Here is an 11,540-nt window from a genome sequence, read left to right as displayed (position 1 = left end):
TCGGTTTCAACCGGGTCGCAAAGTACTACTACTACCCGGGCTGGTGGGAAGGGGGTCCGCAGCTTTCCCTCTATGTCAACGCCAAGGCCTGGGCCTCCCTGCCCAAGGAATACCAGATCATCCTGGAAGATGCCTGTCTTTACGCCCACGCCCAGATGCAGGCGACCTACGATGCCAAGAACCCGGTGGCCCTCAAGCAGCTGATCGGCCAGGGAACCCAGCTACGTCCATTCCCCAACGAGATCATGGCGGCGGGTTACAAGATCGCCACCGAGCTCTACGAGGAAACCGCAGCCCTGAACCCCAGGTTCAAGAAGATCTACGACGCCTGGAAGAAATTCCGCGAGGACCAGGTCCAGTGGTTTGCGGTGGCAGAGAACCGCTACGACAACTTCATGCAGGCCGCCCGCATCGCCAAGGGGCGCAAATAGCGCGCCACGCCCGTCCTCCCCGAGCAGAGAGAGGCCTGGGGAGAACGGCAGCCTGCCATGCGGCACAGCGTCATAGGGTTTCCTCTGACTGTGCGGCCCTGCAGGGCTCATGAATAATCAAGCTCACCTTTCGTAGCGATTCCCAAGAGGAGACAACGTGGAACGTCGTTCATTCATCAAAAAAGCCAGTGCGGGTGTCGCAGCCGGTGCCGTTGCCGCCCCCGCCCTGGCTGCGGATCTGCCCACCATCAAGTGGCGTCTGGCCTCCAGCTTCCCGAAATCCCTCGACACCATCTACGGCGGAGCCGAAGTGATGGCCAAGCGGGTTGCTGCAGCCACGGGCGGCAAGTTCCAGATCCAGGTTTTCGCTGCCGGCGAAATCGTTCCCGGCCCTGGCGTACTGGATGCCGTCAAGGATGCGACCGTCGAGATGGGGCACACCTGCTCCTACTACTTCGTCGGTAAGGATCCCACGTTCGCCTTTGATACCGCAGTCCCGTTCGGTCTCAACAGCCGTCAGCAGACCGCCTGGATGATGGAAGGTGGCGGTCTCGAGCTGATGCGTGAGTTCTTCAAGGATTACAACATCGTCAACCTGCCCTGCGGCAACACCGGAGCCCAGATGGGCGGCTGGTTCCGCAAGGAAATCAAGACCGTCGAGGATCTGAAAGGCCTCAAGTTCCGCTGCGGCGGCTTTGCCGGCCAGGTCCTGGCCAGGCTGGGCGTGGTGCCCCAGCAGATCCCGGGCGGCGACATCTACCCGGCGCTGGAAAAAGGCACCATCGATGCGGCCGAATGGATTGGCCCCTACGACGATCAGAAGCTGGGCTTCAACAAGGTTGCCAAGTACTACTACTACCCGGGTTTCTGGGAAGGCGGCCCGCAGATCACCCTCTACGTGAACCAGAAGCACTGGGCCTCCCTGCCGAAGGAATACCAGACCATTCTGGAAGATGCCGGCATGTACGCCCACGCCGAAATGCAGGCCCGCTACGACGCCAAGAACCCGGTCGCCCTGAAGCAGCTGGTTGGCTCCGGCACCCAGTTGCGCCCCTTCCCCAACGAAGTCATGGCGGCAGCCTACAAGGCGGCCAATGACCTCTACGAGGAAACCGCGGCAAGCAATCCCAAGTTCAGGAAAGTCTACGAGGCCTGGAAAAAATTCCGCGACGAACAGCTGCAATGGTTTGCCGTGGCTGAAAACCGCTACGACAACTTCATGCAGGCTGCCCGCAGCGCCAAGGCCAAGAAGTAAAATCCGACGCCAATACGGACGAAGGGCCGCGCAGTGCGCGGCCCTTCGTCCTTTCTGATGGAGCCCCCGCCATGATCGCCGCCCTTGCCCTCCTGCTCACCTTCCAGCTTGCAGGAGAAGCCCTTCGTGTGGCCCTGCATCTCCCCGTCCCCGGACCGGTCATCGGCATGGCCTTGCTACTCCTGTGGCTGATCATCCGCGGTGGCCCCAGCGTCCCTCTGAAAGACACCTCCACCACCCTCCTGCAGAATCTCTCCCTGATGTTCATCCCAGCCGGCACCGGAGTGATGCTCCACGTGGGACGCCTGGCCGACGAAGTCTGGCCCATCGCCATCGCCCTGGTGGCAAGCACCCTGCTGGGCCTGATCGCCACCGGAATGACCCTGCATCTGCTGACCCGCGGACGGCGCCAGGGAGAGAGCTCATGAGCACCGGCAGCATGAACGAAATCTGGGTGTATCTATCTGCCCAACCCCTGCTCTGGCTGGCCCTGACCCTGGCGGTCTATCTGCTGGCGATGGCACTGCACCGCAGCTCCGGCGGTCATCCGGCAGTCAATCCGGTGCTGCTTTCGGTGAGCCTGCTGGTGGCCCTGCTGCTGGTCACGGACACCCCCTATCAGCGTTACTTCGATGGGGCCCAGTTCGTGCATTTCCTCCTGGGTCCCGCCACGGTGGCCCTGGCCATCCCCCTGCATGGGCAGCTCAAGCGACTGCTCGCCATGAGCGGCCCCTTGCTGATCGCCCTGGTCGTGGGCTCTCTCACCGCCGGTCTGTCGGCCTACGCCATCGGCGCCCTGCTCGGAGCCAGTGGTCCCACCGTGGCCTCCCTGGCCCCCAAATCAGTCACCACCCCCATCGCCATGGGCATCGCCGAACGCCTGGGCGGGCTGGCCTCCCTCACCGCGGTCTTCGTGATCCTGACCGGCATCTTCGGTGCCGTTTTCGCCGCCGGCCTCCTCAAGCGGATCGGGGTCAAGGACGACGCCAGCATCGGTTTCGCCATGGGGCTCGCCTCCCACGGCATCGGCACCGCGCGAGCCTTCCAGATCAATGAACAGACAGGCGCCTTCGCAGCCCTGGCGATGGGACTCAATGGCCTTCTCACCGCCATCGCCCTCCCCTGGCTGCTGCCTCTGCTGGCCCCACTGCTGCGGTAAACCTGGCGGCAATCAGGGTTCCCCTCAGCTTGTTGCGGTCCTGTGCGGCCCCGATAATCGGGGTCGTCTGCTTTCTGCTGCTGCATCCTCATGGATATTCTGATCGACGTCATCCTGCGCGCAGGCCGCTCTGCGGTCGAACTGTCCTTCTTTGTGCTACTGCCTGTGATGGTCGTCATGCTCTCCCTGATGCGCCTGCTGGAAGCCCGGGGTGTGCTGGACTGGCTGGTGGCACGGCTCGCGCCAGCCCTGCGCCCGGTGGGCCTGACCGGACTCGGCATCTTTGCCGCCGTCCAGATCAATTTCGTGAGCTTTGCAGCCCCGGTAGCCACCCTGGCCATGATGGACCAGCGTGGCGCCTCCAGCCGCCACCTGGCCGCCACCCTGGCGATGGTGATGGCCATGGCCCAGGCCAATGCCTCCATCCCGATGACCTCCATGGGCCTGCACTTCGGCCCTGTCCTGCTCTGGTCCCTGGTGGGCGGGCTGGCTGCGGCCGCCTCCACCTACTACGGCTTCGGGCGAACCCTGCCGGCAGAGGAACACAAGGTCGATGAAACCCTCCACCACCCGGTGGCGGAAAGCGCCAAAGGAGTCCTCGACGTCATCAACCGGGCCGGCGCAGAAGCCTTCAAGATTGCCGTCGGCGCCATCCCGATGCTCGTTCTGTCCCTGACCGTGATGCTGGCCCTGCGACGCCTGGGGGCCATCGACCTGCTCAGCGGGCTCCTGTCACCCACCCTCCTGAGCATCGGCGCCGACCCGGCGCTGATCCTGCCCACCCTGACCAAGTATCTGGCAGGGGGCACCGCCATGATGGGCATCATCGACGAGATGATCCGGGCAGGCACGGTGACTGCAGCCACCCTCAACGGCCCTGCCGCGGGACTCCTGATCCAGCCTCTCGACGTCCCCGGAGTGGCCGTCCTGATCTCTGCCGGCCGGCGGGTTGCTGAAGTCTGGAAACCCGCAGTGCTGGGCGCCATGATCGGCATCCTGGTGAGGATGATGGGGCATGGCCTGCAGGGCTGACCCTCAAAGCCCAGGCCCGGAAAGCCTCGCAACAGCCCCTCCCCGGGCGCAAACCCCGCGTCAGCATCCCGACCACCCCTTTTAAGGCACTCAGAGACGCCCCTGGTAACGCAGCCCGGCATTTCATTAGGCGAAATGCCATCCCTGAGCTAACATTCCCCATCCCTGAATTGCAGGCAGAAAACCCGTTGTCCACCACGCAAGAAACCGCCAAGAATTCCATCCAGGTCATCGAGCGCATGATGAAGCTCCTCGACGTTCTGGCCCAGCATCCCGACCCCGTCACCCTCAAGCAGCTGGCGGCAGATACCGGGCTGCACCCCTCCACTGCCCACCGCATTCTCGGGGCAATGACCACCAGCGGCTTCGTCGAACGCAGCGATGCCGGGATATATCGCCTGGGGATCCGTCTGCTCGAACTGGGCAGTCTGGTCAAGAGCCGGATTTCCCTCAGGGAAACCGCCATGCCCGCCATGCTCAAGCTCCATGCAGCCACCGGTGAGAGCGTCAATCTAGGCATCCGTGCGGGAGACGAAATCGTCTATGTGGAGCGAACCTCGAGCGGCAGATCCGCCGTACGGGTGGTCCATATCGTGGGCGCCCGGGCACCGCTCCACACCACCGCCACCGGCAAGCTTTTCCTGCTGGAAGATGGCACCCCGAAGGTCAGGGAATACGCTCGACGCACCGGTCTGCCGGGCACCACACCCACTTCCATCACCACACTCCCGGCCCTCGAAAAGGAACTGGACAAGGTCCGGCGCCACGGCGTGGCCTACGACCTGGATGAAGTGGAAAACGGGGTCCGCTGCATTGCAGCCGGCATTCGGGACGACAGCGGCGAACTGATCGCGGGACTTTCCCTGTCCACCCCATCCGAGCGCTTCGACCCGGACTGGGCCCCGCTGATCCGCCAGACAGCCGACCAGATTTCCCAGGCCCTGGGCTACATTCCGCCCATGGCCGGCTGATACGGCTCACGACACTGGCCTTGAATCCGGTCTGACGATGGACGGCAGAGGTCGTGCCATCCCGCCAGGCACACGTCCGGCAGGATGGCCAGGATCCGGATCGTCAGGTGGCCGGCCCGCGGGAGGCCACGGCCAGCTTTTGCTGGACCGCCGCACTTTCAAGCCAGCGCTTGACCCGCTGAGCATCCGCAACGCGGGTATAACGCCCGAACGAGTCCAGCAGGACGATGATCATCGGCTTGTTGAGCAGCCAGGCCTGCATCACCAGGCACTTGCCCGACTCGTTGATGAAGCCGGTCTTTGAAACACCAATCTGCCAGTCCGGGCTGCTCACCAGCGCATTGGTGTTATTGAACTGACGCTGGCGCCCATTGAGGGACACCATATAGTTGGCCGTCGTGGAAAACTCCCGGATCAGCGGATAGCGGGAGGCCGCCGAAACCATCTTGACCAGATCGCGGGCGCTGGAAACGTTGGCGGAATTAAGACCGGTGCTGTCAGCAAAGCGGGTTTCGCGCAAACCCAGGGACGCGGCCTTGCGGTTCATGGCGTTCACAAACGCCGGAAGCCCACCCGGATAGTTGCGGGCCAGCGCCGAAGACGCCCGGTTCTCGGAGGACATCAGGGCCAGGCGCAGCATGTCCTCCCGGGACAGCTCGGTGCCCACCGGCACGTGGGAACTGCTGTTGCGGAGGGTATCCACATCGTCCTGGGCGATGCTCAGATGTTCCGTAAGGCTGAGGCGGGCATCCAGCACCACCATCGCCGTCATCAGTTTGGTGATGGAAGCGATGGGCAGCACTGCCTCGGAATTTTTTTCAAGCAGGACACTGCCGGTCGCCTGATCGGCGATCACGAAGGCAGCCGAATGGAGCAAGGGGTTGCCGTCGTGATCCAGCTCCGGTGAAATCGCCGCCGCGGGCAGACGGTGGGGTGCCTTCGCAACCGGAGCGCGCTCTCTGGCAGAAACCGCCCTGGCCTTGGGGGTCGTGGCCTTGGCCAGGCGACGCTCAGCCCGCGACTGGACAGCGACCTTGGGTGCTTTTTGTGGCGCCTTGGCAGTTTTGGAAGCTTGGGCAGATCTGGCTTGACGCTGGCTGGCAGCGTCGACCGGCCCGGACACCATGCTGCTCAGGGCAAAGACACTGAATAGCGAAAGTATGGTCTTGCGGATTTTCATGATTTTTCGAGTCAGTCTGTCGCCTGCCAGCTCAGCTGGCAAGCCATAAAAATTCTAACGGCATCATGACGGACAACTCACTGGAGGAGTCGCTTCAGGACAGCCGGCTAGGGTCTCGTCTCGAGAAATGGGGCCGACAAACGCATAACGGCACAGACCCTATTCAAAATAAGGGCTTATTGTAAATATTTGAAGTTGCTTGTGAGTGGTTTTTTGCGGCTTTATTCAAGTTTGGCCACCACAGGAACGCGCGCATCATCAGGAGTTGACTCAACACCAAGAAAACACGCCAGCTCTGCGCGCCGGGCCATGGCATCCCCGTAGCCCAGCTCCATCAGGGCCCGGGTGTACTCCTTTTCAAACAGCAGATAGGAAAGCAGCACGGAACCGTTCTTGCGCAACGCACCCACGCCACGCAACACCAGGCTCAAGGCACCCGGCAAGCGGTCCCGATGGCGGACGGCGAGGTAATCCAGGCGCTGAGAGGGTGCGATCACAAAGGTCTCGATCGGCTTGAGCGGCACACCGGCAGCCTCCCTTTGCTCCGGCGTGAAATAGGCCAGGGTGTCGTTGATTCGCTCCAGACGCTCCAGATCCATGGACAGTCCGTCCAGAAAGATGCTCGACAGGGCATGCCCAGCCACCTGGGCCGGATTCGGATACGCATCGCTGCGCTGCCGCGCTTCCTCCGAACGCCGCCCCCCGGCAATCACCAGGATGCGGTCTGCCCCCAGATGAATGGCGGGACTGATGGGCGCCAGTTGCCGCATGGAACCATCCCCAAAAAACTCCCGGTTGATCCGCACCGCGGGAAAGACAAAGGGGATCGCACTGGAAGCCATCAAGTGTTCCACCTGAATCTGGGTACGCACCCCGATCCGCTGAGTCCTGCGCCAGGGTTGCAGGTCATCGCCTCCCTGAAAGAACGCCAGACTCTCCCCGGAGGTATAACCGGAAGCCGTGACAGACAGGGCCCGCAAGTGCCCCGCCGCAATGGCCCGGTCGATGGCACCAAAATCCAGCTGGGTTTCCAGCAGGAGCCGCAGGGGCGCGTTGTCCAGCAGCGAACGGGGGGATTCCCGGTAAAGCCAGCCAAGAAACAGCGTGGAACTCCAGTGGACAACCGAGCGGGCCACTGCCAGCGGATCTGCCCGGTAAACCTCATCCACCCGGAAATTCCGCCAGATATGGGCAAGCTTGCGCACCGCGTCGCTGAAGTCCGCCGAGAAAACGGCTAGGGCGGTGGCGTTGACCGCACCTGCCGAAGTACCGCAGAGAATCGGAAAGGGGTTGCCCGGTCTGCTTCCCCAGACCTCCCGAATGGCCAGCAGCGCCCCGACCTGATAAGCAGCCCGGGCACCACCGCCCGTCAGAACCAGTGCTGTCCTGCCCCCCGCCATGCTGCCTCTCCGTGATGAACGTCACGGAGTTTAACGGCATGAGCGGGTGCAAGGACAGGGAATGTGACTCAGCGCCCCGCTTCCACCACCGTCAGGGCGGTCATGTTGATGATCCGCCGCACGGTGGCCGTGGCGGTCAGGATATGCACCGGCTTCGCTGCACCGAGCAGGATGGGGCCGATGGTCATGCCCTCCCCCGCGGCTGTTTTGAGCAGGTTGAAGGCAATGTTGGCCGCATCCAGGGTCGGGAAAATCAGCAGATTGGCATCCTCGGACATTCGGGCATTAGGAAAGATCTGCTTGCGGATATCGGCATCCAGCGCCGCATCCCCGTGCATTTCTCCTTCCACGTCCAGGTCCTGGTGTTCGTTGTGAAGCATCACCAGCGCCTTGCGCATCTTCTCGGCGGTAGGAGAATTATCGGTGCCGAAACTGGAGTGGGACAGCAGGGCAATACGCGGATGGATGCCGAAACGACGCACTTCCTCCGCGGCCAGGTAGGTCATTTCCACCACCTGCTCCGGCGTCGGATCGTAGTTCACATAGGTATCGCACAGAAAGACCGTCCGCGCCGGCAGGGAGAGCAGGTTCATCGTATAAAAGTTGCGCACCCCGGTCTGGCGACCAATCACCGTCTCGACGAACTTGAGATGCAGCCCGTGCATGCCATAGGTGCCACAGATCAGGCCATCTCCATAGCCGAACTTCAGGAGTAGCGAGCCCAGCAGGGTAGTGCGCCGGCGCACTTCCCGCCTGGCATAATCCACCGAAACCCCCTTGCGCTCCATCAGCGAATGATAGTGGGTGGCCAGTTGATCGAAGCGGGGATCACTGTCGGGATCCACCATCTCGAAATCCAGCTCGGGACGCAGGCGCAGGCCATAGCGCACGATGCTGGGCACCACCACATCCGGACGACCGATCAGGATCGGGCGGCACAGCCCCTCGTCCACTACCGTTTGCACGGCGCGCAGCACCCGCTCGGACTCCCCTTCGGCAAAGATGATCCGCTTGGGAGATTTCTTGGCCGCCTGAAACACCGGCTTCATAACCAGGCCGGACTGCCAGACGAAGTTGTTAAGTTGCTGGCGATAAGCCTCAAAATCGGCAATCGGGCGGGTTGCCACACCGGACTCCATCGCCGCACGGGCCACCTCCGGGGCAATCTTGACGATCAGACGCGGATCGAAGGGCTTGGGAATGATGTACTCAGGGCCGAAACCGGAGAGTTTCTCGCCGTAGGCAGCGGCCACGATGTCCGAAGACTCGGCCCGCGCCAGCTCGGCAATGGCCTTCACAGCCGCCAGTTTCATCGCGTCGGTGATCGTGGTGGCTCCCACATCCAGAGCCCCCCGGAAGATGAAGGGAAAGCACAGCACGTTGTTGACCTGGTTCGGATAATCCGACCGCCCGGTCGCCATCATTGCATCGCTGCGCACCCGATGTACCTCTTCGGGCAGGATCTCGGGCGTCGGGTTGGCCAGAGCCATGATCAGCGGGCGCGCCGCCATCCTGGCCACCATCTCGGGCTTGAGCACACCACCAGCCGACAAGCCGAGGAACACATCTGCCCCCTCGATGATCTCGCCCAGCTTGCGGGCATCGGTGTGCTTGGCATAACGGGCCTTGATCGGGTCCATCAGCACGGTGCGGCCCTCATAGACCACCCCCTCGATATCGCTGACCCAGATGTTCTCGACCGGGATGCCCAGCATCACCAACAGGTCGAGACAGGCCAGCGCCGCCGCTCCCGCGCCGGACGTGACCAGCTTCACCTTCGACAGATCCTTGCCCAGCAGGTGGAGGCCGTTGAGGATGGCCGCACCGACGACAATGGCCGTGCCATGCTGGTCATCATGAAAAACCGGAATCTTCATCCGCTCCCGGAGCTTCTTCTCGATATAGAAGCACTCGGGCGCCTTGATGTCTTCCAGGTTGATCCCGCCGAAGGTGGGCTCCAGGGCGGCGATCATGTCGATCAGCTTGTCAGCGTCCGGTTCGTCGATCTCCAGATCGAACACGTCAATGCCGGCAAATTTCTTGAACAGCACCGCCTTGCCTTCCATCACCGGCTTGGCCGCCAGCGGACCGATGTTGCCCAGTCCAAGCACCGCCGTACCATTGGTGACCACACCGATCAGGTTGCTGCGGGACGTCAGGCTGGCCGCCTCCGCCGGATCCTCCACGATCGCATCGCAGGCGGCCGCCACGCCGGGCGAATAGGCCAGTGACAGATCCTGCTGGTTGGTCAGGGCCTTGGTGGGCGCAATCGCAATCTTGCCCGGCTTGGGCAGGCGGTGATATTCCAGCGCCGCCTGACGAATCTGTTCATCCATTGTGTTCTCCCTCTATGTTGTTGGTTATGTGATCCAGACGACATCATGAAAGCAAACTCACCTTACGGCAATTCGTGGCACCCGCAGCACGAGGCGGCTGACGGATGGATGTTGCCGCCCCCGGTTCCGTGGCATAATCCCGGCCTCTCTCAATCGGGTTAGCCCTGATTGACCGACCAATAATACGCGCCGCGCCCCGGTGGCCCAAAGACGCGAATGACCCAGCCGGCAACAGCTCCCGCGCCGGCAAAACAGAAACAACGCATCCGTAACGTCCTGGAGAATCGTCAGATGTCTCAAAGCATTGCCGAAGCCGCCATCGCCGCCGCTCCCGAATACGTCAAGAACGAGAAACTGAAACAGTGGGTGGCCGAGATCGCCGCCCTGACCGAGCCTGACCGCGTCGTCTGGTGTGACGGCTCCGAGGAGGAGTATGACCGCCTCTGCGCCGAGATGGTCGAAGCCGGCATGCTCATCAAGCTGAACCCGGAAAAACGCAAGAATTCCTACCTCGCCTGGTCCGATCCGTCCGACGTGGCCCGTGTGGAAGACCGCACCTACATCTGCTCCCAGCACAAGGACGACGCCGGCCCCACCAACAACTGGGAAGACCCGGCCAAGATGCGCAAGACCCTGAACGAACTGTTCAAGGGCTGCATGCACGGCCGCACCCTGTACGTGATCCCGTTCTCCATGGGTCCCCTCGGCTCTCCCATCGCCCACATCGGCGTCGAGATCTCCGACAGCCCCTACGTGGTCACCAACATGCGCACCATGACCCGCATGGGCAAGGCCGTCTATGACGTGCTCGGCACCGACGGCGAATTCGTGCCCTGCGTGCACACGGTGGGCGCCCCGCTGGCCCACGGCGAGAAAGACTCCCGCTGGCCCTGCAACCCGACCGTCAAGTACATCGTCCACTATCCCGAGACCCGCGAAATCTGGTCCTACGGCTCCGGCTACGGTGGCAACGCCCTGCTCGGCAAGAAGTGCTTCGCCCTGCGCATCGCCTCCAACATGGCCCGCGACGAAGGCTGGCTGGCCGAACACATGCTGATCCTCGGCGTCGAAAGCCCCGAGGGCGAGAAGACCTACGTGGCCGCCGCCTTCCCGTCCGCCTGCGGCAAGACCAACTTCGCGATGCTGATCCCGCCCAGGTCCTTCGACGGCTGGAAGATCTCCACCGTCGGCGACGACATCGCCTGGATCAAGCCGCGCAAGGAAGCCGATGGCAGCACCCGCTTCTACGCCATCAACCCGGAAGCCGGTTTCTTCGGCGTTGCCCCCGGCACCTCCGAGAAGACGAACTACAACGCGCTGGCCACCCTGCGCGAGAACATCATCTTCACCAACGTCGCCCTGACCGACGACGGTGACGTGTGGTGGGAAGGGCTGACCAAGGAAGCACCGGCCCACCTGGTGGACTGGCAAGGCAAGGACTGGACCCCGGAGATCGCCCGGGAGACCGGCCGCAAGGCCGCCCACCCCAACTCCCGCTTCACCGCCCCGGCCAGCCAGTGCCCGTCCATCGACCCCAACTGGGAAGATCCCGCCGGCGTGCCGATCTCCGCTTTCATCTTCGGCGGTCGCCGTGCCACCACCGTGCCGCTGGTATACCAGGCCTTCAACTGGAATTTCGGCGTTTACATGGCAGCCACCCTCGGCTCCGAAACCACCGCAGCCGCCTTCGGCGCCCAGGGCGTGGTCCGTCGCGACCCCTTCGCCATGCTGCCCTTCTGCGGCTACCACATGGGCGACTACTTCAACCACTGGCTG

9 protein-coding genes and 1 pseudogene are annotated in these 11,540 nt (G+C 62.9%); 7 read left to right on the top strand and 3 right to left on the bottom strand.

Annotated features, from left to right (window positions below):
* The 6 genes and pseudogenes from PHD22_RS14345 to PHD22_RS14320 all read left to right on the top strand — a co-directional run.
* A pseudogene (locus PHD22_RS14345) lies at positions 1–431 on the top strand (ABC transporter substrate-binding protein); the annotation flags it as partial.
* 157 nt (positions 432–588) lie between these two features.
* On the top strand, positions 589–1,686 hold the full coding sequence (locus tag PHD22_RS14340) for a TRAP transporter substrate-binding protein (protein ID WP_299868266.1): 1,098 nt from the start codon (positions 589–591) through the stop codon (positions 1,684–1,686).
* 71 nt (positions 1,687–1,757) lie between these two features.
* The gene (locus tag PHD22_RS14335; protein WP_299868263.1) at positions 1,758–2,114 is read left to right on the top strand and encodes a CidA/LrgA family protein; all 357 of its coding nucleotides are present in this window, start codon (positions 1,758–1,760) and stop codon (positions 2,112–2,114) included.
* Complete coding sequence (locus tag PHD22_RS14330) at positions 2,111–2,845, top strand: LrgB family protein (protein ID WP_299868260.1); 735 nt, start codon at positions 2,111–2,113, stop codon at positions 2,843–2,845. The genes PHD22_RS14335 and PHD22_RS14330 overlap by 4 nt, the downstream gene beginning before the upstream one ends.
* 90 nt (positions 2,846–2,935) lie before the next feature.
* The gene (locus PHD22_RS14325) at positions 2,936–3,877 is read left to right on the top strand and encodes a nucleoside recognition domain-containing protein (protein ID WP_299868257.1); all 942 of its coding nucleotides are present in this window, start codon (positions 2,936–2,938) and stop codon (positions 3,875–3,877) included.
* Positions 3,878–4,116: 239 nt separating this feature from the next.
* Positions 4,117–4,848 (top strand): IclR family transcriptional regulator, encoded by a 732-nt coding sequence (locus tag PHD22_RS14320; protein ID WP_299868269.1) that lies wholly within the window; start codon positions 4,117–4,119, stop codon positions 4,846–4,848.
* A 103-nt stretch (positions 4,849–4,951) separates the two neighbouring features.
* Here the strand turns inward: PHD22_RS14320 and pbpG are convergent, their stop codons facing one another.
* The 3 genes from pbpG to PHD22_RS14305 all read right to left on the bottom strand — a co-directional run bounded on the left by pbpG (position 4,952) and on the right by PHD22_RS14305 (position 9,764).
* Positions 4,952–6,028, bottom strand: a complete 1,077-nt coding sequence (pbpG, locus tag PHD22_RS14315; RefSeq protein WP_299868254.1) for a D-alanyl-D-alanine endopeptidase — start codon at positions 6,026–6,028, stop codon at positions 4,952–4,954.
* A 221-nt stretch (positions 6,029–6,249) separates the two neighbouring features.
* A complete protein-coding gene (locus tag PHD22_RS14310) occupies positions 6,250–7,428 on the bottom strand; it encodes a patatin-like phospholipase family protein (RefSeq protein WP_299868251.1) in 1,179 nt (392 codons plus the stop codon).
* A gap of 68 nt (positions 7,429–7,496) precedes the next feature.
* On the bottom strand, positions 7,497–9,764 hold the full coding sequence (locus PHD22_RS14305; RefSeq protein ID WP_299868248.1) for an NADP-dependent malic enzyme: 2,268 nt from the start codon (positions 9,762–9,764) through the stop codon (positions 7,497–7,499).
* A 291-nt stretch (positions 9,765–10,055) separates the two neighbouring features.
* On the opposite strand from PHD22_RS14305, the gene PHD22_RS14300 reads away from it, so the two are divergent.
* Positions 10,056–11,540: phosphoenolpyruvate carboxykinase (GTP) (locus tag PHD22_RS14300; protein ID WP_299868244.1), on the top strand; the 1,485-nt coding region annotated here is incomplete at its 3' end.

The organism is Zoogloea sp. (assembly GCF_028693495.1).
Taxonomy (GTDB): domain Bacteria; phylum Pseudomonadota; class Gammaproteobacteria; order Burkholderiales; family Rhodocyclaceae; genus Zoogloea.
This window is presented reverse-complemented; position numbering and strand designations above follow the sequence as displayed.